Origin of the sequence: Prosthecobacter sp. (genome assembly GCF_049294395.1) — a bacterium.
Taxonomy (GTDB): Bacteria; Verrucomicrobiota; Verrucomicrobiia; order Verrucomicrobiales; family Verrucomicrobiaceae; genus Prosthecobacter.
In genome coordinates this window covers 21,312-47,585 of the sequence record NZ_JBAQCR010000151.1, presented here as the reverse complement: position 1 = coordinate 47,585, position 26,274 = coordinate 21,312, and the positions used below count along the sequence as shown (strand labels likewise).

21 protein-coding genes are annotated in these 26,274 nt (G+C 60.0%); 12 read left to right on the top strand and 9 right to left on the bottom strand.

The features are described 5' to 3' along the window. Positions 1-15 precede the first annotated feature (15 nt). A complete protein-coding gene (locus WAW39_RS10305; RefSeq protein ID WP_422318423.1) occupies positions 16-774 on the bottom strand; it encodes an SDR family oxidoreductase in 759 nt (252 codons plus the stop codon). 98 nt (positions 775-872) lie between these two features. Here WAW39_RS10305 and WAW39_RS10300 point away from each other — a divergent pair, with 98 nt between their 5' ends. The 3 genes from WAW39_RS10300 to WAW39_RS10290 are packed head-to-tail and all read left to right on the top strand — an operon-like array spanning position 873 to position 1,855. Continuing rightward, the gene (locus tag WAW39_RS10300) at positions 873-1,250 is read left to right on the top strand and encodes a VOC family protein (RefSeq protein ID WP_397380537.1); all 378 of its coding nucleotides are present in this window, start codon (positions 873-875) and stop codon (positions 1,248-1,250) included. A gap of 18 nt (positions 1,251-1,268) precedes the next feature. Further along, positions 1,269-1,547 carry a BrnT family toxin gene (locus WAW39_RS10295; RefSeq protein ID WP_422318420.1) on the top strand — a complete coding sequence of 93 codons (279 nt, stop codon included), beginning with the start codon at positions 1,269-1,271 and terminating at the stop codon, positions 1,545-1,547. A gap of 17 nt (positions 1,548-1,564) precedes the next feature. Next, the gene (locus tag WAW39_RS10290) at positions 1,565-1,855 is read left to right on the top strand and encodes a CopG family antitoxin (protein ID WP_422318418.1); all 291 of its coding nucleotides are present in this window, start codon (positions 1,565-1,567) and stop codon (positions 1,853-1,855) included. Between the two features lie 56 nt (positions 1,856-1,911). On the opposite strand, the gene WAW39_RS10285 is transcribed toward WAW39_RS10290, so the two are convergent. Then, positions 1,912-2,184: an HU family DNA-binding protein gene (locus WAW39_RS10285; RefSeq protein ID WP_422318416.1), complete on the bottom strand. Its 273-nt coding sequence runs from the start codon at positions 2,182-2,184 to the stop codon at positions 1,912-1,914. Between the two features lie 120 nt (positions 2,185-2,304). On the opposite strand from WAW39_RS10285, the gene WAW39_RS10280 reads away from it, so the two are divergent. Together WAW39_RS10280 and WAW39_RS10275 are read left to right on the top strand one after the other, a co-directional pair. Then, complete coding sequence (locus WAW39_RS10280) at positions 2,305-2,868, top strand: gamma carbonic anhydrase family protein (protein ID WP_422318414.1); 564 nt, start codon at positions 2,305-2,307, stop codon at positions 2,866-2,868. Between the two features lie 61 nt (positions 2,869-2,929). Next, a complete protein-coding gene (locus WAW39_RS10275) occupies positions 2,930-3,574 on the top strand; it encodes a bifunctional nuclease family protein (protein WP_422318412.1) in 645 nt (214 codons plus the stop codon). On the opposite strand, the gene WAW39_RS10270 is transcribed toward WAW39_RS10275, so the two are convergent. From WAW39_RS10270 to WAW39_RS10260, 3 genes are all read right to left on the bottom strand, one after another. Further along, the gene (locus WAW39_RS10270) at positions 3,575-5,890 is read right to left on the bottom strand and encodes a tetratricopeptide repeat protein (protein ID WP_422318410.1); all 2,316 of its coding nucleotides are present in this window, start codon (positions 5,888-5,890) and stop codon (positions 3,575-3,577) included. Between the two features lie 51 nt (positions 5,891-5,941). Continuing rightward, complete coding sequence (locus WAW39_RS10265; protein ID WP_422318408.1) at positions 5,942-7,450, bottom strand: OmpA family protein; 1,509 nt, start codon at positions 7,448-7,450, stop codon at positions 5,942-5,944. An 86-nt stretch (positions 7,451-7,536) separates the two neighbouring features. Continuing rightward, complete coding sequence (locus WAW39_RS10260; RefSeq protein ID WP_422318406.1) at positions 7,537-8,391, bottom strand: M23 family metallopeptidase; 855 nt, start codon at positions 8,389-8,391, stop codon at positions 7,537-7,539. A gap of 183 nt (positions 8,392-8,574) precedes the next feature. Here WAW39_RS10260 and WAW39_RS10255 point away from each other — a divergent pair, with 183 nt between their 5' ends. From WAW39_RS10255 to WAW39_RS10240, 4 genes are all read left to right on the top strand, one after another. Further along, complete coding sequence (locus WAW39_RS10255) at positions 8,575-9,378, top strand: undecaprenyl-diphosphate phosphatase (protein WP_422318404.1); 804 nt, start codon at positions 8,575-8,577, stop codon at positions 9,376-9,378. A gap of 2 nt (positions 9,379-9,380) precedes the next feature. Continuing rightward, positions 9,381-9,956 (top strand): DUF2062 domain-containing protein, encoded by a 576-nt coding sequence (locus tag WAW39_RS10250; protein WP_422318402.1) that lies wholly within the window; start codon positions 9,381-9,383, stop codon positions 9,954-9,956. A 104-nt stretch (positions 9,957-10,060) separates the two neighbouring features. After that, positions 10,061-10,546, top strand: a complete 486-nt coding sequence (locus WAW39_RS10245; protein WP_422318400.1) for a TPR end-of-group domain-containing protein — start codon at positions 10,061-10,063, stop codon at positions 10,544-10,546. Continuing rightward, entirely contained in the window at positions 10,543-11,718 is a 1,176-nt protein-coding gene (locus tag WAW39_RS10240; protein ID WP_422318398.1) for a serine hydrolase domain-containing protein, read from the top strand. Before WAW39_RS10245 ends, WAW39_RS10240 begins: the two co-directional genes overlap by 4 nt. Here the strand turns inward: WAW39_RS10240 and WAW39_RS10235 are convergent, their stop codons facing one another. Continuing rightward, complete coding sequence (locus tag WAW39_RS10235) at positions 11,719-12,891, bottom strand: right-handed parallel beta-helix repeat-containing protein (protein WP_422318396.1); 1,173 nt, start codon at positions 12,889-12,891, stop codon at positions 11,719-11,721. 58 nt (positions 12,892-12,949) lie between these two features. Between WAW39_RS10235 and WAW39_RS10230 the strand changes: the two genes are divergently transcribed. The 3 genes from WAW39_RS10230 (at position 12,950) to WAW39_RS10220 (ending at position 24,147) form a co-directional block, all read left to right on the top strand. Further along, positions 12,950-13,102, top strand: a complete 153-nt coding sequence (locus WAW39_RS10230; RefSeq protein WP_422318394.1) for a hypothetical protein — start codon at positions 12,950-12,952, stop codon at positions 13,100-13,102. Continuing rightward, positions 13,099-14,607: an arylsulfatase gene (locus WAW39_RS10225; protein ID WP_422318392.1), complete on the top strand. Its 1,509-nt coding sequence runs from the start codon at positions 13,099-13,101 to the stop codon at positions 14,605-14,607. The genes WAW39_RS10230 and WAW39_RS10225 overlap by 4 nt, the downstream gene beginning before the upstream one ends. Positions 14,608-14,985: 378 nt before the next feature. Continuing rightward, a complete protein-coding gene (locus WAW39_RS10220; protein ID WP_422318390.1) occupies positions 14,986-24,147 on the top strand; it encodes an autotransporter-associated beta strand repeat-containing protein in 9,162 nt (3,053 codons plus the stop codon). 18 nt (positions 24,148-24,165) lie between these two features. Here WAW39_RS10220 and WAW39_RS10215 read toward each other — a convergent pair whose 3' ends face one another. From WAW39_RS10215 to WAW39_RS10205, 3 genes are all read right to left on the bottom strand, one after another. After that, a complete protein-coding gene (locus tag WAW39_RS10215; protein WP_422318388.1) occupies positions 24,166-25,140 on the bottom strand; it encodes a magnesium transporter CorA family protein in 975 nt (324 codons plus the stop codon). Positions 25,141-25,219: 79 nt separating this feature from the next. Then, the gene (locus WAW39_RS10210; protein WP_422318386.1) at positions 25,220-25,564 is read right to left on the bottom strand and encodes a rhodanese-like domain-containing protein; all 345 of its coding nucleotides are present in this window, start codon (positions 25,562-25,564) and stop codon (positions 25,220-25,222) included. A gap of 21 nt (positions 25,565-25,585) precedes the next feature. Further along, complete coding sequence (locus tag WAW39_RS10205; RefSeq protein ID WP_422318384.1) at positions 25,586-26,200, bottom strand: L,D-transpeptidase; 615 nt, start codon at positions 26,198-26,200, stop codon at positions 25,586-25,588. Between the last annotated feature and the right edge of the window lie 74 nt (positions 26,201-26,274).

The window sequence follows — 26,274 nt, the reverse complement described above, 5'->3', positions numbered from 1 at the left end:
TTTTGGAGTATTTAGTCAGCCTCTCCAGCCGCCGTTGATTTCGATTGTCTGGCCGGTGACATACGATGCCAGCGGAGAGCAGAGGAAGAGGACGACATTGGCGACTTCCTCTGTGGTGCCGAAGCGAGCGAGGGGGACGTTTTTGATCATCTCGGCGCGGACATTTTCGGGAATGGTGGCGGCCATGGCGGTATCGATGACGCCGGGGGCGATGGCGTTGGCGCGGATCTGCTTGCGGGCGGCTTCGCGGCTGAGGACGCGCATCATGGCCTGCACGCCGGACTTGGCGGCGGCGTAGTTGGCCTGGCCAAAGAAGCCCTGAATGGCGGCGATGCTGCCGAAGCTGACGATGGCACCGCCATCACGCATGATCTCCAGGGCGTATTTGCAGCAGTAGAACACGCCGGAGAGGTTCACATCGATGACGGCGTCCCATTCATCGAGGCCCATTTTGGCGATGGTGCGGTCCTTGATGATGGCGGCATTGTTCACCAGGAAATCGAGGCCGCCGTGACGGGCCTGGATGTCTCCCATCATGCTCTGCACCTGCTCGGGTTTGGCGACATCTGCAGCAATGATGCTGGCGCTGTCTGTGCGGAGGAGGTTGAGTTCATCGGCGAGGGCTTGAGCGCCTTCCGTGGTGCCGGGGGTGCCGAGGTGGTTGATGACGACCGTGGCGCCTGCACGATGGAAGGTGCGGGCCACCTGCGTGCCGATACCCTGCGATGCGCCGGTGATGAGGGCGACTTTACCTGTGAGATCGATGGAAATCATGTGTGAGGATTTAGGAGACGTCGCCCGACACATCAAGCTTTCCTCTACATGGAGGATCATTTGCCACGTCCTGCAGCCTGTGGCATAAACCGTGCATCATGGTCAAAAAACTCCTCCACACCCGCTACCGGGTGAACGATCTCGAAAAGACGATCAACTTTTACACGCAGGTGCTCGGCCTGAAGGAAGTGCGCCGCCACAAGTCGCCGCGTGGTTCCGAGCTGGTCTTTCTGCAGACACCGAACAGCGATGAACTCATTGAGATTTGCAGCTTTCCCGCCAGCGGGCCGGTGACCTTTTGCAGCGATCTGACGCATCTGGCGTTTGAGGTGGAGAGCATTGAAGAGTTTGCCAAACATGCCGCTGCACTGGGTTATCCGCTCTCGGACGGGCCGACCCCCAGCTCGAGCGGTGTATTTGCTTTCATTGACGCTCCCGAGGGTTATGAGATAGAACTGATCGAATACCGCAAATAATCTCGTAAATACAACTCCATGGACTTTGACTGGATCGGCGCCGCGTTTGACCTCTCACTCCTTCCTCCGAAGGATATTGAGGAGTCGTTTGAGGATCCGTTCTCGATCAAGCTGCTGCCGGACGGCCAGGAGGGGAGCGCGGAGGCTCGTTACTACAACCTGGGCAAATCACTTCAGGGGAAGTCGGTGTTCAGTGTGTTTTGGACCGACGGCAAACACTACCGTGTCATTTTCGCCCGGCTGATGACTCCCGGGGAGCATGACTTTTTCGAGCGCAAGAAGGCGGAAGAACTCTGAACCCACCCAGCACCATCATGGAAACCGCACCTGCCGATTTGAAGCCTGTCCGAGCATGGAAAGATGTGCCGGCATTTGATGGCGACGAAGCCGAAGGACAATTCTGGGCCAGGCATCAGCTGGACGCGCGCCTGATGCAGGCGTCCATCCATCGCGCGGATGTGCGTGAGTCCACCACGATCACGCTGCGGTTTGACCCGCGCATGCTGAGCCGCATCAAGCGGGTGGCCCGCCGGCGCTACCTGAACTACCAGAGCATGATCAAGCAGTGGCTGAGTGAGCGCATGGAGCAAGAACTGAAAGACTGAGGCACAAAAAACCCGCGCTCCGTGAACGAAGCGCGGGGGAAAGTGAGTGGCCTGTCTTAGAGTGAGGACTTGAGAGCGGCGGAGGCGACGAAGCGCACGGTCTTGGAGGCTTTGATTTCCACAGGCTCCTTGGTCTTGGGATTGCGGCCCATGCGTGCGTTGCGGTCCACCGGCTTGAAGGTGCCGAAGCCGATGAGCTGCACGGGGCCCTTTTTCACACCTTTGGTGATGGCGGTCAGCACAGCGTCCAGAGCTTCAGAGGCGGCTCGCTTGGAGGTGTCGCCACCAAGGATTTCCTGCACTGCGTCGATGAGTTGAGCTTTGTTCATGAGCGTGGGTGAGATTCGTTGTTGGATAGAAGGTCAGTCCGTTCCAGAATGCATGTGGCGCGGCGCTTTTTATGGCGCTTTCCGATTCGTTTCACAATCATAAAATCTTTCTTCCTGCCCATGGATCCATTAAAGAAATTCTTGCTTCCTGAATCACGGCCTTCTGTGGCTGCGGATGTGTTTATTGCCCAAGGAGCCATTGTGCTGGGCGCGGTGGAACTGGGGGCGCAGTCCAGCGTCTGGTTCGGCGCGGTCCTAAGGGGAGACATCAACCGCATCGTGGTGGGTGTGCAAAGCAATGTGCAGGATGGCAGCGTGCTGCATGTGAGCGATGACTGCGCGTGCGTGCTGGGGGATCGCGTGACGGTGGGGCACCGCGCCGTGGTGCATGCCTGCACCGTGGGGGATGAGGTGCTGGTGGGCATGGGGGCGATCATTCTGGACGGTGCGCAGATCGGAGCGCGCAGCATCATTGCGGCGGGAGCTTTGGTGACCAAAAACACGATCATTCCTGAGGGCTCGCTGGTCGTCGGCTCACCGGCACGGGTGGTGCGTGCACTGTCTCTGGAGGAGCAGCAGACGAATGCGAAGCTGGCGCTGAAGTATGTCGAGGTCTCGCGGCGTTTCCTGGCCATGGGACTTGGCGGAGGGGTGGTGGAGATCGCCGGGGGGGCTCCAGTTTAGGCGCACAAAAACCCACGGTGTGTGTTGCCATCGGGCTGCGTGCGGTTTTTAATTGGAGTTAATGAACAAGGACGTCATCGAAGTGCAGGTGAGAGCGGTGCTGCCGCTGGAGGGCAGCTTTGCCGTTTTCCTGGGGAATGAAACGAAGGTCTTCGTGATCTACATCGACGAGTCGGTGGGGACGGCGATTTCCATGTTCATGCGGGGGGTCTCCAAAGAGCGGCCGCTGACCCATGATCTGGTGGGGCATCTGCTGCTGGCCTTTGGCGCCAGGGTGGAGCGCGTGGTGATCAACAACATCAATGGCAGCGTCTTCCATGCGCGGCTCATCATCTCTGCGGAGAACGAACTGCAGACGACGCGCAAGGTGATCGAGCTGGATGCGCGCCCGAGCGACAGCATTGCGATGGCGGTGCAGCAAAGCGCGCCGATTTTTGTGGCGAAGTCTGTGTGGGATACGGTGGAAGATGTGAGCGACACGCTGGCGCAGATCGAAAAGAAGGGGCTGGAAGTGCAGCAGGCGGCTGAAGCGGCTGCGGAGGAGGACGAAGATGATGATGAGGACGACATCGAGGAGTTCAGCGATGAAGACATCAACACGATTGCGGGCCTCGAACCTGGCAAGAGTGAGGATGAGTATGACGACGGCTTCGGCGGCGATGACGACGACGAGGAAGGTGAGGAGTGGAAGAAGGCGGACGGCTGATCAGCGCCTCGTCAAAGCGGCGCGGAGTTCCAGAGCCTCACCGTAGCCGGGGGAGATGCGCAAGGCGCGATCGAGTGCCGCGATGGCTTCGGGGATACGGTTTTGCCGTGCGAGAATGGTGGCGCGGGCATAGGGGATGCCGGGATCGCGGGGATTGGCGAGTTCGCCGCGTTGTAATGCGCCGAGGGCTCCGGGGATGTCGCCCTGGCCGTTTTTGGCGAGGCCCAGATTGTACCAAGCGCGTGACAAGCTGGGATCGAGCCGCGTGGCTTCCTCTAAGGATTGAATCACGGCCGGTATGTCGCCCGTTTCGCTGAGAGCGAGGCCGAGTTCGTAATGATACTCGGCGTGATTGGGAGCGAGTTTGATGGCATCGCGCAGCTTGGCGATGGCGAGCTGGGTCTGGCCGGTGGTGCTGTACATCATGGCCAGATCGTGGTGGAAAGGGGGTGAGTTGGGATCCCAGCGGATGGCGGTTTCCATGTGCGCAGTGGCGGCGGAAAGATTGCGCCGGGCGAACTCGAACTGGGCGAGCTGCATCTGGCCGCTGGGCTGGTCGGCGTTCCAGTTGAGCATGTGCTGAAGATCCTGGCCGGCGGGGGAGTCGAGGTGCAGGCTTTCGCGCAGAGCCCATGCAGCGGAGACGCGAACGCTGCGTGCGGGGTCATTGAGCAGGGGCTCGATGGCGGAGCGGATCGAGCCGTTTTGCAAGACGGGTTCGAGGGTGCGGATGGCGCTCTCACGTACGAGCGGATGAGCGTGTTGCAACTGGGCGGTCACGGCGGTTTGTACGGCAGGCTGGTCGATCCAGCGGTCGAGGAGCAGTGTGGTGCTGGCCTTCCAGTGGGGGATTTCATCGCTGCTGAGCAGATCAATGAGTCCGCTGCGGGCCTCTTCATTTCCCTGGCGAGCCTGGGCGATGAGCGTGGCGCGGGTGCGCGTTTTGCGGTCCATTTTGGGGCCCCACCACTTTTGGGTGGCTTCGAGCGCCCAGTCGGTGGTTTTGTCGGTGTGGCATTTGTTGCAGGCGTTGGGCACGTTGAACTGCTTGGTGAGCAGCGGATCGGGAATGGTGAAGCCGTGGTCGTGGCGTGGGTGGCGCTGCATGTAAACCGTCTGGGGCATGTGGCAGTTCACGCATTGATTGCCGGTGCTGGCGGTTTGATGGAAGCTGTGCGCTTCAGGCATGATGGGCGGTGCATTGGGGAAGCCGCCGGGGGTGTGGCAGCGCATGCAGAGCTGATTGCCGGGCAGGACGGTCTTCATGCTGTGCATGTCGTGGCAGTCCATGCAGCGCACGCCGGCGTTGTGCATGCGGCTGCTGAGAAAGCTGCTGAACTCGTAGTCTTCTCCGCGAATCTGGCCGTCGGGGTAGAAGGTGTCGCTTTGATCGGTGATGGAGAGGCGGTAGTGGTCCCAGAAGGATTCGCCGGGGACGAAATCGCCGGTGACTTCACTGCGGAGGGCGTGGCATCCGGCGCAGTTTTCGATGTGCTGGTCGCGGGTGAATTTGGTGAGGGTGGGATCACCTTTGGCACCGGGATGGGCGTGCTGCCAGGTGTTGTGCGGCTTCATGGGGCCGTGGCAGGATTCGCAGCTCACGGACATCTCTGCCATGGTGGTGCGGTAGGCATCGGTCTTGGCGTCGTAATTTTTGCGCAGTCGGGTGTTGTGGCAGGAGGCGCACATCTGGTTCCACACCATGCCGCGACCGGTCCAGTGGCCCCATTCGCCGGGCTTGCGGTCTTCATTGCCATAGACATTGAACCACTCGTTTTTCTTTGGATCGAGGCAGGCTTCCATGGCCTGCAGGCGGCCATGGCCACCATCGACGAGGAACTGGCGCAGTGGGTCGTGGCCGATGACGCGTTCGACGCGGTAGGGGGTGATTTTATTGCCAAAGCCGAGGGCGGTCAGTTCGTAGTCACTGCCGTTTTTGCGCACCTCAGTCGTCTGCGTGCCGTGCTGGAAGCTGCGGGTGGGAACAAAGCCCGGGTCGTCGAGCTTGGGGTCGGGTTTGCGTTCCGCGAGGCCGTGGTGGGACCCCTGCCACTTGGCGAACTGATCGGCGTGGCATTCACGGCAGCTTTGGGAGCCGGCGTATTGGGCGAAGGCCGTTTTTTCGTCCGGCATTGCGTAGGGTTCAGCTTTCGCGAGGGAGACCGCCACGGGAGCGGGCAGAGGGGTGTACTTTTTCTGCGGCCATAAAGCCCATGAGACCAAGGCCACCACGCCTGCGGCAATGCCACCGAGGAACAGCCCGGCCTTCCACGATGATTCGGGTGGTGGCGGGGCGGGTGGGGACTTTTTCTTCATGCGTGCGCCAGACTAGGCGGACGCGACAACGGTGCAAGACGCGGCAAAGAATCAGAAATCGAGGTAGATCTCAGCGCGGCGGTTGTGGCTGCGGCCTTCGGGATCGTCGGTGCCGTCGGATTTTTTGTTCGGGCTGAGCGGCTGGGCTTTGCCGAGGCCGGTGGTTTCCACCTGCTCGGCTGGCACGCCGAGGGCGGCGAGCTGCTTCTTCACCGACTCTGCGCGTCCACGTGAGAGACGGATGTTGTAGTCATCCTCGCCTTTTTCATCGGTGTGGCCGGCGATGCGGAGTTTTTTGGACGGGTCCGCCTTCATCAGGGCGGCGATGACTTCGAGCTGCTTCAGGGCGCGGGGGTGCAGTTCGGCGCGGTCGTATTCAAAGTAGAGGGCGAGAGATTCGCCGCCCTTGGGATTTTTCACGATGGGCGTGTAGGGCACGCCGAGCTTGGAGGCGCTTTTGGCGAAGGCACCGAGGATGTCTGAGAGATTGAGTCCCACGATTTTCCATGGCTGGGCGGTGTCCGCACGCTTGAGCTCCACGCCAAATTCGGTGTTCTGCTGGAGCGACTCCGACTGCACCTGGGCAATGACCCAGGAGACTTCGGGGTTGGCGATGGTCACGATGAGCGGCTTGGCCGGGTTCAAAGAATACTGGCCTTCCTCAAAGACGATGCAGAGGCCGAGGAGGCGCTCGACCGGGACTTTTTTGTCATCGACAAAAGCGCGTGCGGCATTGAAGTCGTGCTTTAGAAGGTGGCGGACAAAATCACTGGCGAAGGCCAGCGCGTCGGTGCCGTCTTCAACGGTGAAGAGCGGCTTCATGGAGGCTGCAACAACAGGGGCTGGGGCCGTTTTAGATGCCGGAGTGCCAGGTGTGGCTGCAGCTGCGGCTGCGGCTGCAGGAGCCGCAGCAGGGGAAGTGGCCGGCATGGCGGCGATGGCACTGCTCATGGCCTTGGGCAGGGTGGCTTTGGCGATTTTCCAGCCCATTTTTTCGTCACGCTCCAGATCGAGCTGGATGCGCACGGTTTCCTGCGAGCCAGCCATGACAAAGGGAAGGGTGATGCGGGTGCGATTTTCGACAAGGCCGAGCAGCTCCACCTGATCCTCCGCCGCAGGCTTGTAGCCCATGGAGGCGAGCTTTTCGAAGAGCTTGGCGGCGCTGTTTGACTGCTCCGCATCTGAGGCGGCTGCGAGCTTGCCAGCGGTGGCAAAATCTCCCGTGGTAAGACTGCGCACCAGCTGCCTGCCCAGATCCAGCGGGCGGGCGAAGGCAAAGGCCGGAGGTGCAGGCTTAGGAGGCTCCGGAGGTTTTACCATGGGTGGCTTGGCAGGGACTGCGGCTGCAGCCGACTTGGCGGCCTCAGCGGCTGACCTGGCGGGTGAGTCGGTGGAGCCAGGAGCTTCGGCCACGGCGTCCTTTTGGGACTGAATTTTCTTCTTGGTAAAGAGGAAGAAAATGGCGGTGCTGAGCGCGAGTGCGCCCACGACGATGAGAACAGGCACAAGACTGCCGCCGTAAACGGATCGGGAGGGGGAGGAGCGGGGCGGTATTTGCATGGCCGGGAGTAAGAGGTCCTATTATAGCAGCAAAGATGCCACCACGGGTAGCGATGAATCAAGGGCTATTATCTGCCGTGGCCTGCTCAGCGTTTCTCGTCAGTAGCGTTCGTTGTCTGGCCGTTGCGCATTTTGGCTTTCAGGCGTGACCAGAAGTCATCATCCTGTTTGGAATCGTCCTTGGCGGAGCCAGAGCTGCCTTTGAAGGCGGGCACATCCACACTGGCGGCGCTTGAGCCATCACTGTTGGTGTCCGCCAGCGCCCGACCGTAGGGGGCGAAATTGTTCACCGGCACGGAGTATTTCTGCATGCTTGAAGGCAGCACGCGACGTGCGTTGATAAAGGCCGTCGGGCTGTAGTAGTTGGAAGAATCACGGGCAAACGAGGAGCGGTTCATGCCGATCTGAAGATTCTTGCGCACTTCAAGGTGCAAATGCACCGGGTACATGCCGTTGTTGCCGCCCATGGTGCCGACGAGCTGGCCTTTTTCGACGAGGTCATGGAGCTTGACCTTGCGCTCATGCAGGTGGCCGTAGAGCGAATCCACCATGGCGACTTTGCCATCAGCCTCGCGGAAAATGTGGCGTACCAAGATGCAGTTACCCCAGCCAACACCGATGTTTTGTGACAAAATCACCACGCCACGGCCAATGGAATAAATCGGCTCCCCGAGATCGGTGTCCCCGCCGCCGCGGCCGTTCCAGTCTTCACCCAGATGACCGTTGGGCCAGTAGCCGCGTGCTTTGTAAAAGCCGTCAGCGTCCGGCTTGCCCACAGGAAAATCAAAGCCATCCGCCAGGCGCACGCGAATCGTGGAGCCGGACTGGGCGGCGGCAGGCACCGTCAGGAGCAGCGCGGCGCAGGCACACATCAGCGCGTGCCACCACGAAAAACGGGGGGCGGACAACGAGATGGGAGAATGGGAGGCACTGGCTGGCATGCCGAAGGGATGGAGATGGTAGTCGAAATCGTTGCAAAGGCCAGCCTGAAAACCATTGCGGTGGAAGAGAACGGCGGCTTGCTGCGAATTATCAGGTTCAATGCATTCAGTGAAGTTGCAAACTGCGCCACCCGCCTGATTGTTCCAAGCTCTTTACCACCACCCCCTTTTTCCATACCCGCCATGCCCGACTGGCTTGCGATTATTCTCCTCGGCATCATTGAAGGTGTCACCGAATTCCTTCCCATCTCCTCCACAGGGCACCTTCTCATCCCGCAAAATCTGCACTGGCTGCCGCAGAAAAGCGACTTGTTCAATGTGGTGATCCAGAGCGGTGCGGTGCTGGCGGTGCTGGCGGTTTTCACCCAGCGGCTGAAACATCTGGCCACCACGCTGGGGGATGCCACCACACGGACTTATCTGGCGAAGCTGTTTGTGTCTTTTTTCATCACCGCCGTCGGTGGATTGATCATCAAGAAATTAGACATCAAGCTGCCGGAAACGATTCCGCCGGTGGCGTGGGCCACGTTGATTGGCGGTTTCATCATCCTGGCTTTGGAATTTTTGCACAAAGACAAGGCGGGTACGGCGGACATCACTTGGGCGGTTGTGGTGGCCGTGGCGCTGGCGCAGCTGCTGGCGGCGGTGTTTCCAGGGACCTCGCGTTCGGGGGCCAGCATTCTGATGGCGCTGGCTTTTGGCGTTTCACGGCCTGCCGCCACGGAGTTTTCCTTCCTTTTGGGTATTCCTACTCTGATGGCGGCCGGGGCGTTTAAAATCCTCTCCGTGATCAAGGACGGCAAGGCAGGTGATGAAGACTGGGGCATGGTGGTTCTCGGCACGGTGGTTTCAGCCGTCTCCGCCTTCATCGTGGTGAAGTGGCTCATTCGTTTTGTTCAGGGACACACGTTCAACGGTTTTGCCTGGTATCGCATCGCGCTTGGCAGTGCGCTGCTGATCTGGGTTTATAATGGGGGAGGACACTGATCATGCTCGCGCTCGCCCGGGGCTGGTTTCGCCGTTCGGTGTTCAAAACCATCCGCTTTCTCAAACATCCGCGCAAGCTGAGGCAAAGCCCGGCCCGGCGGTGGTTTGCACGGCACTTTCTCGACAAGCGCGTGTGGAAGCCCACGCAGCACACGCTTTCCGGCGGCATGGCGGTGGGGATGTTCATCACCCTGCAACTGCTGCCGATCCAGATGCCGACGGCCGTCATTCTGTCCGCGATTTTCCGGGTGAACATCCCCATTGCCATCGCCATGTGCTGGGTGAGCAATCCATTCACCGTGCCGTTCATGGCGTGGCTGGAATATGCCATTGGGAAATGGGTGCTGGCGCTGTACACCACGGTGCCCACCTCACCGTTTCCCAAGCATCTGCCGGAGTCCATGGTGGATGCCTGGATCGTGCTCAAGGAGCATGCGCCGGTCATGCTGATGGGGGGCATCATCCTCGGGGCAGTGGTGTCCCTCGTCAGCTACATCGCCACCTGGAGCTGCTGGGAAATTGGATTGCGCATGGAGATGGCAAAAAAATTGCGGGACGTGAAAGCGGCCGCTGTTTGAAGCATCCATGGGCGAATGAACCTCTTTTTTGCGTGTCGTCAGGCACGAAAAACCTTGTTCCCGCGCATGCTTTGCGTTCTGATCAGGCCATTCTTACTCAAAAAATGACCGAAGCTGAACGCAGGATCATCGCCGCCCAGGGATACGTGGAGCTGGGTCTCTTTGACGAGGCTCGGGTGGAATTGTCACCACTGCCGGCGGAAATGCACAACCGGGTAGATGTGATCGAGATCACGCTGCTCTGCCTCATGGGCGGACACCGGTGGGAAGAGGCCCTGACACTGGCCACCAAGCTCTGCTCCCAGGAACCGATGGAGCCCGGAGGCTTCATCCATGCGGCTTTCTGCCTGCATGAACTCGGGCGCACCGCCGAGGCGGTGGATGTGCTTTCGCGCGGCCCCGCCACCCTGCGAGCCAAGCCGGTCTACTATTACAACATGGGCTGCTACAACGCCTGCCTCGGACATCTGGACAAATCTCTCTCCTATCTGAAGCGGGCTTTTGAGATGGACGGTGAACTGCGCCAGCATGCCAGAAGAGACCGCGATCTCGACTGTTTGCGGGCGCAACTAGAGTCCCACCACGCATGAGTTCCCCTGTCAGTTCCGCAAATCTTCAGGCAGTACGCGCATGGTTCGAAGAGAGCTTCCGCACCCGCTGGGAGATGGGGGCCTCGGTCTCCATCTGGCAGCATGGGCAGGAGGTGCTGAACCTTGCGCATGGTCATCGTGACCGGGCACATACCCGGGAGTGGGACCGCGACACGCTCGTCCCCGTGTGGTCCGCCACCAAAGGCCCTGCCGCCGTGTGCTGCCTGCTTGCGCTGGAAGAGGCGGGCATCCCGCTGGAATGCCCGGTGGCGGAGGTGTGGCCCGAATTTGTCGGAGGTGGAAAGTCCAACATCGCCTTCATTCACCTGCTCTCTCACACCGCAGGCTTGTGCGCCTTGGATGAGCGCACGCCCATCTATAACTATGATGCCGTGATTCAGGCGCTGGAACATCAGCGGCCCTTGTGGGAGCCTGGCACGCGCCAAGGCTATCACGCACGCACCTTTGGTTTTCTGCTGGATGAAATCGTGCGTCGGCTCACGGAGGCGGAATCGCTGGGTGAGTATTATCGTGAGGTGTTTGGCAGCCCGATGGCGCTCGATTTCTGGATCGGGCTCCCCAGTGCGCAGTGGGACCGCGTCTCGCCGGTCTATCCGGGGAAGATCAGCATTGCCAACAGTGACCAGCCTTTCATCAAAGCTTTCAATACGGCGGGCACGCTCACGCAGCGCACGTTCACCTCGCCCTTTGGCCTGAACGCGGTCAGCGATTTCAATCAAAGCGAAATGTGGTCACGCGGTTACGCGAGCATGGGTGGCGTGGGCAGTGCGCAGGGGCTTGCCAAATTTTACTCCATGCTGGCTCAGGGCGGTGTGTGGAATGGTGTTCAGCTCATTCCTGAAACAGTGGTGCGCCGGTTTGAGCAGACGCTTACGCAGGAGGTGGATTCCGTGCTGCTCACTCCCATCGCATTCTCCACGGGCATGATGCAGGATCCCTTGAACGAGGACCCTGAGTCTGATGGCGGCAAGCTGCGACAGCTTTATGGCCCGAGCCGCCGCGCCTACGGCCACCCCGGTGCAGGGGGCAGCCTTGCCTTTGCGGATCCTGAGAACGGCATCAGCTTTGCCTACGCGATGAACCAGATGGAAATCGGTGCTCTGCCGGGTGAGCGCGCGCTGGGGTTGGTGCGGGCGCTTTACGGCGGGTGATCATTCGGAGACATCGTGTTTGCCTTCCTGGATCACAAGGGCCTTCATGCCGCTGCCTGTGATCTTGTTCGCTTTCACGATCTGGGCTTCCCCGGACAGGATGATGCCGTTTTTGCCGGAAGCGTTGATTTCATTTTGTGCGACGGTGTTGCCTTTCGTACCGGTGGCGATCTGCACGGCGTTGCCCCGGGTGCGTTCAAAGACGTTTTGCACGATCAGATTTCCTTCGTTCAGCCCGGGCAGCTTGCACCAGCGCCAGAGATTGATGCCGGTGCCGCATTCGAGGAATTCATTGCCGGCCACGAGGCAGTCGTTCGCATCATTCAACTCCACCCCAAGGAGACAGCGGGCGATGTGGTTGTGCGTGGCGATGGACTTCACGGTGAAGTGATCAAAGTCGATCGCCTCATCCGAGGTGTCACGAATGGTGCAGCCGTCGATTTCGGTTCCTTCCACGGAGTACAAGGCGATGCCGCGGCCGTGGCAGTTCTGGATGAAGCAGCGGGAGATGCCGAGTTTCTTTATCTTTGGTCCCGTGGGACCTTTTTCGTAGTTGTAGGCTCCCGAGGCCAACACGGCGCAGAGCTGCGTATGGCCGCGAATGGCTGGGTCGCCATCCACGCGACCGCCGTCCAGTGTGAGCTTTTCAATTCTCACCTCTTCGCTGGCTCCGCGAATTTCGATGAGGTTCGGTGCATCCTCATGGCGGATCATGGTGCCGTCTGGCACGGGAAATTTGAGTGCTGATTCGAGCTGGATGGTCTCCTTCTCGACGGCCTTCACGATGGCAAGATGGTAAGGCCTGGGCTTTTGGGTGAAGCTGTCGAGCTCGCCATCCGCCTCGATCTTCAAACGCATGCCCGGCTTGAATCCGCGCTGGGATTTCACCGGGATCGTCGTGGTGCCTGCGGCCGTGGTGCCTGTAGCGAGTGCATAGGCGACGGGCGGAAGTTGCAGAACGGTGTTCTCGGCATCGAGACCAATGATGCGGAGTTTCTTGGCGTCTTTCACGATGAGACCGCGCTCGATGACATGTACGCCCGGGGGAATGACCACCTCACCGCCGCCGGCTTTGATGGCCTCATTGATGAAGCGCTGCAGCTCCGCCTCCGGGAGCGCCCGTGCAGACTGGAGGGCGGCAAAAAACAGAACAAGCAGGGCGGTGAATTTCATGGCAAGGGAAAGACGGAGCGAGCAGGGTGAAACTCGCTTTATTTGCCTGATTCATCTCATGAAGTTTCTCTCCCGTCCCGGCTTTTATGTCATCTTCCTGCTCATTGCGGCGATGCTGCTGCTGACGCTGTGGCTGCAATGGAAGATCGATTCGCTGCCGAAGCAGAAAGCGAAACAAACTGCTCCTGCTGCCGTTTCTCATCCACCATGAAGTCTCTCTTTCTTCTGCTCGCCCTGACGCTGACGGTGCAGGCCCGCCAGCCCAATGTCATCTTCATCATGGCTGACGATCTCGGGCCCGGGGATCTGGGATGCTATGGGCAGAAGATCATCAGGACTCCGAACATCGACCGCATGGCGGCCGAGGGCATGCGTTTCACGCAGCACTACTCTGGCAATGCAGTGTGCGCGCCGTCACGCTGCGTGCTGATGAGCGGCCTGCACCCTGGGCATGCTTTCATTCGCGACAACCGGCAGGCGGATGATGCCAAGGGGTTGCCTAAGCTGGGCAAACCCGAGCACGAAGGTCAGTTTCCCATTCCCGCTGACACGGTTCTTATTCCTGAAGTCCTGAAGCCGCTCGGGTATGCAACGGGTGGTTTTGGCAAGTGGGGCCTGGGTGGACCGGGTTCCACCGGGGAGCCTCTGAAGCAGGGCTTTGACCGCTGGTTTGGCTACAACTGTCAGGGCGTGGCGCATAACTTTTATCCGACCTACCTGTGGGACAACGACCACACCATTGAGCTTAAGAATCCGCCCTTTCCTTCGAATGACAAGCTCAGGGCTGATGAAGACCCGTCGAAGCCGGAGAGCTACCAGCGCTTCAAGGGCAGCGAGTACTCGGCTGATCTCATCGCGGAAGAGGCGCTGAAATTCGCCCGTGCCAACAAGGACAAGCCGTTCTTTCTCTACTGGCCCACGACCGTGCCGCACGTGGCGCTGCAGGTGCCGGATGATTCGCTGCAAGAATACCTCGGCAAATTTGATGACCCGCCCTATCCCGGTGGCAACGGCTACCTTCCGCATTTCAAGCCCAAGGCTGCGTATGCCGCGATGATCACGCGCATGGATCGTGAGATTGGGCGCATGCAGGCGCTCATCACGGAACTGGGCCTCGATAAGGACACGATCTTCGTCTTTGTCAGTGACAACGGCCCGGTGAGCGGTACGCACCAGGGACTCGCCGGTACGGACTGCGCTTTCTTCAACTCCAACGAAGGCCGGCGCGATGGCAAAGGCACGCTGTATGAAGGCGGCTTCCGTTCTCCCTGCGTGGTGCGCTGGCAGGGCAGGATCAAGGCCGGAACGACCAGCGACCGTATCACGGGTTTTGAGGACTGGATGCCCACGCTGCTCGAACTCGTGGGGGCCAAAGACCAAACGCCCCGAACTGACGGCATCAGCTTTGCTCCGACGCTGCTAGGCGAAAAACAGCCGGAGCGCGAGTTCCTCTACCGTGAGTTTGCCAGCTACGGCGGCCAGCAGATCCTGCGCATGGGCGACTGGAAACTTGTGCGCCGAAATCTTGCCCCCAAAGGCAAGGGGAAGGCCAAAGCTGCCACCGTAACAGAAGAACTCTTTAACATTGCCACCGATCCCGCCGAGACTCGAGACGTGGCTGCCGGTCATGCCGATCTCATCGCCAGGATGAAAACGATTATGGCGGGGCAGCATGCACCTAGTGCGGATTTTCCGATGGTGATCCTGGATAAGTAATCAATTGATCTTGAATGTTTGCTTTTAGGTTGGCGGGGCTGGTCGAACCCTGCATGGAGTGAAGTTTTATCCTTGCGGGATGGTAAAGTTTTATCTTATTTTGATATAATCTTTAATTTAATTCGCCGCCTAGGACTATGCAAATCGACCGCTTCACCTGTGTTTACACTCCTCCACACGAGGTGAATTTCTTATTATTTCACAGCGGCATCTGCGAGTCTTTGCTGCTGGCACGGGCAGGCGCTGTTACTCGCTAAGCGAGTATTCTCTGAAGGTGAATTCAGCGCGCTGGTGGAAAGTCAGGCTGCCGTTTGATGCCTGTTTCAAGATTAAATCTTAAAAGATAATTGGTGGTTAAAACTTTTTATAAATCGACACATGAACAATGATCTTAGTGCAGCCTGTGAAACCCATTACTTCAGGGTGACCAAGCAAGTGGGTGTGTCCTTGAAGGTATTCCGCCGGTTCCGGGTACGAGTGGGGGTGTTATTTTTGGCTGTTTCAGGCTTTGGGCAGATGGGAGCTGTTTCGCAGGCAGCGACGTTGACTTGGGACACTGTGACTGGAGATGGTGGCATCATCACGGGTGGGAGTGGGACTTGGACTGATGGACTGGGCAACTGGAACACCGGCAGTGGTGACACCCTCTGGAACAACTCCACGCCGGACTCTGCGATCTTTGGCGGGACGGCGGGTACGGTGACACTTGGGGGCGCTGTGACGGCAGGGAACATGGTGTTTAATTCTGCGTACACTGTGCTGGGTGGCGGGAATACGCTGACGCTTGCGAATTCAACGATCACCACCAATGCGAATACGATCATCGGCGCTGTGCTCGGCGGCAGCTCCGGCCTGACCAAGAACGGCACGGGATCACTGACGCTCTCTGCCATGAACACCTACACGGGGGCGACCACCATCAGCAGCGGTGTGCTCAGCGTGACCGCGCTGGCCAACGGAGGCAGCAGCAGCAACATAGGTGCTTCTACAAATGAGGCGGCCAATCTGGTCCTCAAAGGTGGCACACTGCAGTATGCCAACACCATCACCGCGAACACGGACCGTTTGTTTGGTGTGGGCACCGCAGGCGGCACCATCGCTCTTCCTGTGACTGGAACACTCAACTTTACCAACACAGGCAACCTGGGATTCAATGGTGAATCTGGCGCGCGCACGCTGACCTTCGCATTCAGCAACAGCACCGCCGGCGGCATCATTTCGCTGGCCAGCGGCATCGGTGACAACGGTGGCGCGACTTCTGTGGTGAAGGCAAACACGTTTGGGACGCTTCGGCTGACCAATGACAACAATGCATACACAGGGACGACAACGATCAACGGAGGCGCGGTGTCGATTGGCATCGTGGGTGGCAGCACCGGGAGCATTGGCTCCGGGAACATTATCATCAACACTGGAGGGACATTGTTTGTCTCGCGTTCGGGATCGGTGAATCTGGCGCAGACCATCAGCGGTGCTGGTGGCGTGACCAGCAATGGAAACACAGCTCTGACGCTGAGCGGCACCAATACTTACACCGGGGTGACCCGCATCATCAGCAACGGGGGAGTTGTGACGGTGAGTGACATTAAAAATGGCGGGGTGGCCAGCAGCATCGGGGCTTCGAGTTCTGCTGCAGGCAATCTGTCCATCACCAATCTGGGCACGTTGAAATATGTGGGGACGGGAGCTTCGACGGACCGCCTGTTTGAAGTGCCCACGGGCACGGCCAATCCTGTGGCGACCATTGACGCGTCCGGCAGCGGGGCGCTGGTGTTTACCAATACGGGAGCCATGGGATTTGGCTCCTCGACTGGAGCAAGGACACTCGTCTTGAGCGGCAGCAATGCGCAGGACAACACGATGACGCCGGTGATTGGCGACAATTCGGGGGCGACCGCGCTGACCAAGTCTGGAACCGGAAAATGGGTGCTTGCGGGCAACAACACGTACACGGGGGTGACGACGATCAGCGGCGGTGTGCTGCAGGTGGGGAATGGCGGCACCAGCGGCACCCTGGGCAGCGGGGCAGTCACCGACAATGGCAATCTGACTTTCAATCGTTCTGACAGTCTGACGGTGGCCAATGCCATCAGCGGCAGCGGTTCGGTGACTCAGGCGGGTGCCGGCACCACCACGCTGAGCGGGAGCAATTCATATACTGGTGTGACGGTCATCAATGCGGGGGTTGTGAACGTCACATTCCTTGCGAATGGCGGGAGCAACAGCAACATTGGCGCGTCTTCCAATGTGGCAACCAACCTCGTTCTCAACGGCGGAACTTTGAAGTACACGGGCGGTAGTGCCGTGAGCATCGACCGGTTGTTCAGCGTGGGAACCTCAGGGGGCACGCTCGACTCCTCCGGAGTCGTGCTGAGTTTTACGAACACGGGCAGCATGGGGTTCAACGGGCAGTCTGGTGCTCGCACCCTGACATTGACGGGGACCAATGGTGGGGGCAATGTCCTCGCTGCAGTGATTGGCGACAACGGAGGTGCCACGTCTCTGATCAAATCTGGCACAGGCACCTGGATGCTGACCGGAAACAATACTTACACGGGCCTGACCACCATCAGCGGAGGCACATTGATCCTTGGGAACTTTGGCAGCAGCGGCTCCATCAGCGGGGACATTGTGGACAATGGCACGCTCATGCTGAACAACACGGCCGGCCTCACCCTGTCACAAACCATCAGCGGAACGGGCGGGGTCACGGTGAATGCCGGTTCGCACACCCTGAGCGGAACCAACACGTACACAGGCGTGACAAGCATTGCGGGCGGGCTGACTCTTTCTGTTGCGACCCTCGCTGACGGTGGTGTGGCCAGCAATCTGGGGGCGGCCAGCAATTCGGCAACCAACATCGTCCTCAACAATGGCATTCTCAAATACACCGGCGCCGGTTCCTCCACGGACCGTTTGTTTGGCATCGGCACCTTGGGCGGCACGCTGAATGCCTCAGGCACAGGGGCGGTGAATTTCACGAACACAGGCAGCATGGGGTTCAACAGTCTGACCGGTGCGCGCACTTTGACGCTGACGGGTACGAACACGGGGGCCAATACACTCGCTGCTGCGATCGGAGATAATGGTGGCGCCACTTCGCTGACGAAATCTGGTGTCGGCACCTGGGTGCTGACTGGAACGAACAACTTCACGGGGACGACGACTATCAGCACCGGGGTGCTGCAGGTCGGAAGCGGCGGCACCACCGGCACGCTCGGCAGCGGCGCAGTGACGGACAATGCCAACCTGACCTTTAAACGCTCTGACAGTGTCACCATTTCAAACAGCATCAGCGGCACAGGTGCGCTCACCCAGGCTGGAACGGGTACGACCATTCTGACTGGTGCCAACAGCTATGCCGGTGTGACCACGATCAGTGCCGGCACACTGCAGATAGGCGACGGTGGTACGACGGGAACGCTTGGCAGCGGGACGATCACCAACAATGGCACGCTCATCATCAACCGATCCAATGCGATCACGATTTCCGGCACCATGAGCGGAACAGGTGCTTTGATCCAGAACGGCACGGGAACCACAACCCTCAGCGGTCTGAGCAACAACTGGGGCAGTGCCACGGTGAACGCGGGGATTCTCTCTGCCGGGGTTGCCAGCGGACTGGGGAATGCGTCCGCGATGATCGTCAACAGCGGTGGTACATTGGCCACCAACGGGAATCCTTTGGGAGCCGCAGTCGGCTCGATTTCCGGCTCAGGGATTGTAAAAAATGGCAGCAGCAACAATTCGGGTTTGATCGTCAGTGGAAACATCAGCAGCGCATTCAGCGGCGTGCTTCAGGACGGCGGTACTGGCACCCTGTTCCTGACCAAAATGGGGGCGATCACAACGCTGACGCTGTCGGGCAGCAGCACTTATACCGGCGCGACTACCATCACGGGCGGCACCTTGAGTATTTCGACCCTGGCGGATGGTGGCAGTGCCAGCAACATCGGTGCCTCCAGCAACGCCGCCACAAACCTCATCCTGAACAACACAAGCGCTGTTTTGAAATATACGGGTGCCGCTGTCAGCACGGATCGTCTCTTCAGCATTGGCAGCAGCGGTGGCACGCTGGATGCCTCCGGCACCGGGGCGGTGAATTTCACCAACACAGGCAGCATGGGGCTCAACAGCCAGACTGGCGCACGTACCTTGACCCTCACGGGCACGAACACGGGCAGCAACACCCTCGCTGCTGTCATCGGTGACAACACCGGTTCCACCGCCTTGGTGAAAAGCGGCGCCGGCACCTGGGTGCTGTCTGGTGCGAATTCTTACACCGGGGCCACAACGATCAATGGTGGTGTGCTGTCCATTTCCAGTCTTGCCAATGGTGGTTCTGCCAGCGGCATCGGTGCGGCCACCAATGCCGTGACCAATCTGGTGCTCAACGGCGGCACGCTGCAGTACACGGGAGGTGCTGTCAGCACCAGCCGCGTCTTCAGCGTGGGAACCGCGGCGGGCAGTGCGCTGGACTCATCGGGCAGTGGTGCGGTGAACTTTACCAGTGTGGGCATCATGGGCTTCAACAGTCAGAATGGCGCGCGCACACTGACCCTCACCGGAACCAACACCGGCAGCAACACCATCTCCATTCTGATCGGTGACAACAGCGGAGCCACAGCAATCACGAAGTCCGGTGCCGGCACCTGGCTGCTGAGCGGAAGCAACGGATACACCGGAGTGACCACGATCAACAGCGGGGTGCTCAAAGCCGTCACGCTGTTCAACGGAGGCAGCAACAGCAGCATTGGCGCTGCCGCCTCCATCTCCACCAACTTGGTGCTCAATGGCGGCACGCTGCAATACACGGGAATCGGGTCCAGCACAGACCGGTTGTTCAGCGTGGGGATCAGCGGCGGTACGCTGGATGCCTCAGGCAGCGGCACGGTGAACTTCACCAACACCGGCAGCATGGGCTTCAACAGCCAGAGCGGCGCACGCACGCTGACCCTCACCGGCACGAACACCGGCAGCAACACCCTTGCTGCAGTGATCGGCAACAACGGCGGCTCCACTTCGCTGACGAAGTCAGGTGCTGGCACCTGGATGCTTTCAGGTGCGAACACTTACACGGGTGCCACCCTGATCAACGCAGGAAAACTTCAGGCGGGTGGATCCTATGTTTTCAGCAATTCTTCCGCAGTCACGCTCGAGAGCGGTGCTATTCTCGAAATCAATGGCTTTACCAATGCCATCGGCACCCTCTCCGGATCGGGCACGGTGCAGAACGGCACGTCCACGGGGGCGACCTTGAACTCTGGCGGCACCCTGAGCACGACCTTTGACGGACTCATACAGAATGGCGGCAGCGCCTTTTTGGCTTTCAACAAGAACGGTTCTGGCACGCTCACGCTGACGGGGGCAAACACCTACACCGGCGGCACGGTCGTCAGCGCCGGGGTGCTGAGCGTTTCCTCACTGGCGAACGGTGGGGTGGCCAGCAACATCGGTGCCGCCAGCAACGCGGCCTCCAGCCTCATCCTCAACGGCGGCACGCTGCGCTACACTGGCGCCGCAGTTTCCACGGACAAACTGTTCACGGTCACGACCTCCGGCGGCACGCTGGATTCCTCAGGCACTGGCGCGGTGAATTTCACCAACACGGGCAGCATGGGATTCAACAGCCAGAGCGGTGCCCGTACTTTGACCCTCACCGGAACGAACACCGGCAACAACACGATTGCCGCAGCCATCGGCGACAACGGTGGTGCCACAGCGCTGGTGAAATCTGGGGCCGGCACCTGGGTGCTCACGGGAACGAACACGTACTCCGGCACCACAACCGTCAGCGCGGGAGTGCTGCAAGTCGGCAGTGGCAGCACCACCGGCACGCTGGGCAGCGGTGCGGTGACCAACAACGCCAGCCTTGTCGTCAACCGTTCGAATGCAGTGACGATTGCCAACACCATCAGCGGCAACGGAACATTCACCCAGGCAGGCGCGGGCACGACCACGCTCAGCGGAAGCAATTCATACACCGGGGTGACGACGATCACCTCAGGGGTGCTCAATGTGACGACCCTTGCCAACGGCGGGACGAACAGCGGCATCGGTGCCTCCAGCAGTGCGGCAACCAATCTCGTGATCAATGGTGGCACACTGCAATACACAGGCAGCGCGAACCTGAGCACGGATCGCTTGTTCAGCCTGGGGCTCGGCAGCGGGGGCATTGATGTGTCCGGCAGCGGCAACCTGAACTTTACCAACACGGGCAGCATGGGGTTCAATGGCGAGAGTGGTGCGCGCACGCTGGTGCTTTCCGGAACGAACGCGACAGGGGTGAACATCATCGCCGCAGCCATTGGTGACTTTGGCGGGGCCACCTCGGTGAGCATTGAAGGTGATGCCACCTGGCTGCTCACCGGAGCCAACACCTACACGGGAGCCACGACGGTCAGTTCCGGGGTGCTGCAAATCGGCGGCAGCAATCTGGCATCGGCCATCATTGTGGGGGCGCATGCCACCTTGGAGCTGAATGGACTGAACACGCGGATCGGCTCGCTGGCCGGCTCAGGCACCGTGCAAAACAATTCCACCACTGCGGCCACCCTGACGACCAGCAGCAACAACTCCAGCACCATCTTCAGCGGGGTCATTCGGGACGGTGGCGCAGGAGCGTTGTCACTGGTCAAGGAAGGTTCGGGGAAGTTCACGCTCACCGGCAGCAACACCTACACTGGAACCACCACCATCAGCGCGGGCGAGCTTCAGATCGGCTCGGGCGGTACGACGGGGACGCTTGGTACGGGAGCAGTGATCAACAACGCCAGCCTCATCATCAACCGTTCGGATGCCCTCACCATTGCCAATGCGATCGGCGGCAGCGGTTCATTCACCCAGGCGGGTTCCGGGACCACCACGCTGACTGGAACCAGCAGTTATACAGGCAGCACGACGATCAACGCAGGGGTGCTCAGTGTGGCGGTCCTCGCAGATGGTGGTGCCAGCAGCAACGTGGGGGCATCCACCAATGCCGCGTCCAACTTGGTGCTCAATGGCGGCACCTTGCAGTACACCGGCGGAGCCACCAGCACGGACCGGCTGTTCAGCATTGGCAGCAGCGGAGGCACGCTGGATGCTTCTGGCACCGGAGCTGTGAATTTTACGAACACCGGTAGCATGGACTTCAACGGTCAGAGCGGCGTTCGCACGTTGACCCTCACCGGGACAAACACGGGTGGCAACATCCTTGCCGCAATCATCGGCGACAATGGGGATGCCACCGCGCTGACGAAGACTGGTGCTGGCACCTGGGTTCTCACCGGGGCGAACAGCTACACTGGTGCCACGACGATCGGTGCGGGAGTGCTGCAGATCGGCAACGGTGGCACGACGGGTTCGCTGTCCACGAGCAGTGCGCTCATCAGCAATGGCACGCTGGCATTCAATCGCACGGATGGAGTGGTTCAGGGAAGCGATTTTGCCAGTGTGATCAGCGGCAGCGGCGGGGTGACCCAGGCCGGCAGCGGCACGCTGACACTCAATGGCGACAACACCTACACGGGCACGACGAACGTCCGCGCAGGTACATTGGAAGTGACCCACAACAATGCGCTGGGCACAGCAGACGCGGGCACCACGGTGAGCAGTGGTGCGACACTGCTGCTCAACAACGTGAACTACAGTACTGCCGAATCCCTTTCTCTTAATGGCAGCGGTACGGGCAGTAGCGGTGCGCTACGCAACAGCGGCACGAGCACCTACACTGGGGCGATCACTGCGGAAACGAATGCCAGCATCAATGCGGGTGGTGGTATCTTGAACCTCACGGGCGGTCTGGTGAAGGACGGCACGGTGCTCACCATCACGGGAGGCGGGACGGTGTATGTGAGCGGCACAGGCATCAGTGGAGCCAGCGCCAGTTCCGATCTTGTGGTGGATGGAACGACGCTGGTGGTCAGCGCCGACAGCGACTACAGCGGTCCCACCACGGTGCAGAACAGCGCTGCCTTGATTGCCAATGCATCGGTGACCACGACGCGGCTGGACCTCAGCAGTGACAGCATGCTGGCTGGAACCGGTGCCATCACCACGGCGGTGAACCAGTCCATGTTCATCAATGGCACGTTCAGCGTGGGTGATCCAGGAGTGGCGGCGACGCCGACGAATTTCGCGCTCACCACATCGGGCTCGGGAGCCGTGGTGATGGGGGCTGGCAGCGTGATCCGGCTGGATTTGTTCAGTGGCGCGGGTTTGGGTAACAACACCGGCAATGCCACGGCAGCAGATTCCATCAATCTGCATGGCAAGGTGGATGCCACGGCTGGCGGCACGGTCGTCATCGGTAATCCCAATGACATGACGAACTTCCGCGGCGGCGACCAATGGCAGCTGGTTCACCTCAACAGCGGCGATGCCAATGCGGGGAGCTTCGCGGCCAGTCTGGCTTTGAATGACAGCAGCCTGCACCTGGCGAGCGGCTTCACTAGCTACCTCGACCAGAGCAATGGTGTGTTCTCCATCATCGACACGAATGGCGGTCTGGCACTTGCCGCTGTCGAAGTGCAGGCGCTGGTGTCCGGTGGCAACACCGTGACGAATGATCTGAACGGGCACCTCTTCAATCTTCGGGCTGGTGGTGGTGAAGAGGACGACGATTCAGGCTCCATCACCGCTGCACTTGATGACGGGGTCATTGTCGGTGAAGGGGACGGTGATCCCAAGAAGGCCTCGCCCATAGCCAAACGGGTGGCGCGCTCCCGCCAATGGGAAGTGTTTGCCACGGTGAATTACGGCAACGTCAAACTCAATCCCATCCGCACGCAGTCAGGTGTGCAGATTGACTCGTGGGCTTCGGGCGTCGGTGCAGAGCGTCATTTCTCACGGGGGCTGACCCTCGGATTTGCCGCATCCTTCCTGCAGAGCAGCCAGGGGTACACCGGCAATGCAGGCAGCCTGCATCTCGAAGGTCCGGCGCTGTCTGCTTACGTCTCCTATGTGCGTGGCGGCTTCTGGAACAGCCTGCTCTACAGCTTTGGCACCTACCAGATGGACTCCATTCGCAACACTGGGGTGGCATTCCCGACGGCCTTTGGCTCAACCCGCACCTACACGCACTCGGTGCAGTACAACACAGGCTGGAACATGCGTTTCCAGAATGATACGCTGGTCACCGGCCCCTTCGCAGGCGTGGACTACTTGCATGGTTCGATTGACGCCTACAATGAAACTGGCGGCGGTCTGGCGGCCTTGCATTACAACGCGCAGAGTTATCAATCTCTGGTCAGCCGGGTTGGCTGGTCTGCCTCCAAGCAGATCAAGGCAAGCTTTGGGACGATCACACCGCAGGTGCGTCTGAGCTATGAGCGGCAGAACATCAAAAACAACAACGGCACCAGTGTGTCACTGATCAATGTGCCCTTCTCCTCCACTGGCGACCAGCAGGCTCCTGGTCAGGATTATCTGGTGGCCGGACTTGGGGTGAGCCTTGCATTCACCGACCGGTTCAGCCTCATGCTGTCCTATCAGGGGCAGTTCTTCCGCCATGATTTGCAGGCGCACTTTGGCAGCATCCGCTTCAGCTACCAGTTCTAGCCGGCGGCCGCGCCTGTTTTACAGCAGTCGCTTGCGCTTGAAGTAGACGATGGGCAGGATCGCGGAGAGCACGATCATGATCATGACGAGGAGGAAGGCCCAGCCGTTGGTGGCGGCGGGCAGGCCGACGTTCATGCCGTAGATGCTGGCGATGAGGGTCGGCGGCATGAAGAGCACGCTGGCGACGGTGAAGATCTTGATGATCTGGTTCTGCTGGATGTTGATGAGGCCGAGGGTGGACTCCAGCAGGAAGGTCATTTCCTGGGTCTGCTGGTTGGTGTAGTCGTCCATGCTCTTGATGTCGCGCATGACGCTGCGGAACTGCGCGGCGAGGTCTCCGCGCATCCAACTGGCGGCGTTGTTGAGGAAATACTGCAGCATGCGGCTGATGCTGAGGAGGCTCTCACGCACGTTGGCGACGAGGGCGCTGCGGCGGCCCAGCAGCTTGACGACATCGCTGAGGTCTTTTTCCATCGCGGCGTGCGCTTTGTGCGGATCGAGGCTGAAGATGTCGCGGCAGATTTTTTTCATGTCGCCTTCGACACCCTGCAGCGCATCGGCAATGCGGGCGACGATGAGCTCCAGCAGGAGGAGGAAAACGGCATCGCTGGTCAGGGGCAGGGTGCACTGGCGCTTCGCCTGATCTGCGAGTATGCGGAAGGACAGCGGGTCGGCATAGCGCACGGTGGTGAGGCAGTCGGGCGCGATGACGAAGGAAATGGACGTGTTGTCAGGATCCGGGTTGTCCAGTCCGACGGGCAGCCACGCGGTCATGTAGAGCGTGCCCTTCTCGGTGTAGAGTCGGCTGGATTCCTCGATCTCCTGCATTTCTTCACGCGTGGGGAGCTGGTATTCGAGCCATTTTTCCGCTTCCAGCTCCTCAGCACGGCCGGGATTCAGCAAATCGAGGAAGACGAGATTATCCGGGAACGGATGTGTCTTTTCGTCATTCCAGTCGATGAGCTGTCCTTGCTGTGTGATGAGTCGTACCATGCGTGGGTGCGTGTGCGGGGGTAGCGTGAGGGTAGTCGCGCAGGCACTGGGTGCCACAGCAAACTCACCCGGATGTGTGTCAGTAACGTGGCGTAGCGGGGTCGACCATGTCCGACCATGCGTCAATGCCGCCGCTCATGCTCTGGGCACGGGCGAAGCCATGCTGCCGCAGAAACTGGGCGGCGCGGAGGCTGCGCATGCCGTGGTGGCAGTAGATGATGACGTGCTCCTGAGTGTCGGTGAACACCTGGGGCACCAGCTCACCGAAGCGTGAGAGAGGGACGAGCTGCGCGTGCGGCAGGTGGCAGATCTGCCATTCGCTTTCTTCGCGGCAGTCGATGAGCCGGAAGGTGCGCTCGCCGGGATGCTGCAGCAGATTGCTGACATCCGTAGGGTCGATTTCGAGCGGTGTTTCCGGTGTCATGATTTCAGCAGCAGCGAAGCATCAGGGACGAACCGTGACGGGGGTGCCTTTGGAGACGTTGTTGTAAAAAATGGCCGCCATGTGCGGAGGCATGCGGACGCACCCGTGGGAAGCGGCGTAGCCGGGGAGGAATCCCTCGTGCATGCCGATGCCGCCGACGAAGCGCATAAAGTGGTGCATCTTGGAGCCCTCGAACCGTGTGCCGGGAGGCGCCTTGTCCTTGGTGACGTCCACGTTGGCCTGGACGACGTTTCCTGCGCTGTCCACAAAGTCGCCGTAGAGATTGGATTTGTGCCACTGGTCCTTCTCGAAGATCTTGAAGTTGCCAGTTTTGGTGGCGTGCCGTTCGTCGCCAGTGGATAGAGCGGAGACACCCGCGAGCGCACCGCCTTTGTAAAAGTAGGCCTTCTGGTCGCTGATATCGATGATGATGCTGGGCGCGCCGGACATGCCGTCGCCATCCCAGTAGGAGTCCTGGTCCGCATTGTACAGCGCGGAATGCGGGACGCTTGTGGTGGAGAAGGCTTCGAGGTACTGCGTCTGTCCACGCGAAGACGAGCTCTGGCAGGAGGCCAGCAGAGCAAGTGCGGAAAGTAGAGCGAGGCGGACGGCTGGGGGGATTACCAATTGACTCATGCGTAAGGGTTACGTGTGCGCGGCTTGGGAAGCCGCGATTCATATGCCTTGCCGCAGCGCATCTGTCCAGCGTC

What these genes read in the sequence shown, in the direction of transcription:
- WAW39_RS10305 (WP_422318423.1), bottom strand. Translation starts at nt 774, where the DNA reads ATGATTTCCATCGATCTCACAGGTAAAGTCGCCCTCATCACCGGCGCA.
- WAW39_RS10300 (WP_397380537.1), top strand. Translation starts at nt 873, where the DNA reads ATGGTCAAAAAACTCCTCCACACCCGCTACCGGGTGAACGATCTCGAA.
- WAW39_RS10295 (WP_422318420.1), top strand. Translation starts at nt 1,269, where the DNA reads ATGGACTTTGACTGGATCGGCGCCGCGTTTGACCTCTCACTCCTTCCT.
- WAW39_RS10290 (WP_422318418.1), top strand. Translation starts at nt 1,565, where the DNA reads ATGGAAACCGCACCTGCCGATTTGAAGCCTGTCCGAGCATGGAAAGAT.
- WAW39_RS10285 (WP_422318416.1), bottom strand. Translation starts at nt 2,184, where the DNA reads ATGAACAAAGCTCAACTCATCGACGCAGTGCAGGAAATCCTTGGTGGC.
- WAW39_RS10280 (WP_422318414.1), top strand. Translation starts at nt 2,305, where the DNA reads ATGGATCCATTAAAGAAATTCTTGCTTCCTGAATCACGGCCTTCTGTG.
- WAW39_RS10275 (WP_422318412.1), top strand. Translation starts at nt 2,930, where the DNA reads ATGAACAAGGACGTCATCGAAGTGCAGGTGAGAGCGGTGCTGCCGCTG.
- WAW39_RS10270 (WP_422318410.1), bottom strand. Translation starts at nt 5,890, where the DNA reads ATGAAGAAAAAGTCCCCACCCGCCCCGCCACCACCCGAATCATCGTGG.
- WAW39_RS10265 (WP_422318408.1), bottom strand. Translation starts at nt 7,450, where the DNA reads ATGCAAATACCGCCCCGCTCCTCCCCCTCCCGATCCGTTTACGGCGGC.
- WAW39_RS10260 (WP_422318406.1), bottom strand. Translation starts at nt 8,391, where the DNA reads ATGCCAGCCAGTGCCTCCCATTCTCCCATCTCGTTGTCCGCCCCCCGT.
- WAW39_RS10255 (WP_422318404.1), top strand. Translation starts at nt 8,575, where the DNA reads ATGCCCGACTGGCTTGCGATTATTCTCCTCGGCATCATTGAAGGTGTC.
- WAW39_RS10250 (WP_422318402.1), top strand. Translation starts at nt 9,381, where the DNA reads ATGCTCGCGCTCGCCCGGGGCTGGTTTCGCCGTTCGGTGTTCAAAACC.
- WAW39_RS10245 (WP_422318400.1), top strand. Translation starts at nt 10,061, where the DNA reads ATGACCGAAGCTGAACGCAGGATCATCGCCGCCCAGGGATACGTGGAG.
- WAW39_RS10240 (WP_422318398.1), top strand. Translation starts at nt 10,543, where the DNA reads ATGAGTTCCCCTGTCAGTTCCGCAAATCTTCAGGCAGTACGCGCATGG.
- WAW39_RS10235 (WP_422318396.1), bottom strand. Translation starts at nt 12,891, where the DNA reads ATGAAATTCACCGCCCTGCTTGTTCTGTTTTTTGCCGCCCTCCAGTCT.
- WAW39_RS10230 (WP_422318394.1), top strand. Translation starts at nt 12,950, where the DNA reads ATGAAGTTTCTCTCCCGTCCCGGCTTTTATGTCATCTTCCTGCTCATT.
- WAW39_RS10225 (WP_422318392.1), top strand. Translation starts at nt 13,099, where the DNA reads ATGAAGTCTCTCTTTCTTCTGCTCGCCCTGACGCTGACGGTGCAGGCC.
- WAW39_RS10220 (WP_422318390.1), top strand. Translation starts at nt 14,986, where the DNA reads ATGAACAATGATCTTAGTGCAGCCTGTGAAACCCATTACTTCAGGGTG.
- WAW39_RS10215 (WP_422318388.1), bottom strand. Translation starts at nt 25,140, where the DNA reads ATGGTACGACTCATCACACAGCAAGGACAGCTCATCGACTGGAATGAC.
- WAW39_RS10210 (WP_422318386.1), bottom strand. Translation starts at nt 25,564, where the DNA reads ATGACACCGGAAACACCGCTCGAAATCGACCCTACGGATGTCAGCAAT.
- WAW39_RS10205 (WP_422318384.1), bottom strand. Translation starts at nt 26,200, where the DNA reads ATGAGTCAATTGGTAATCCCCCCAGCCGTCCGCCTCGCTCTACTTTCC.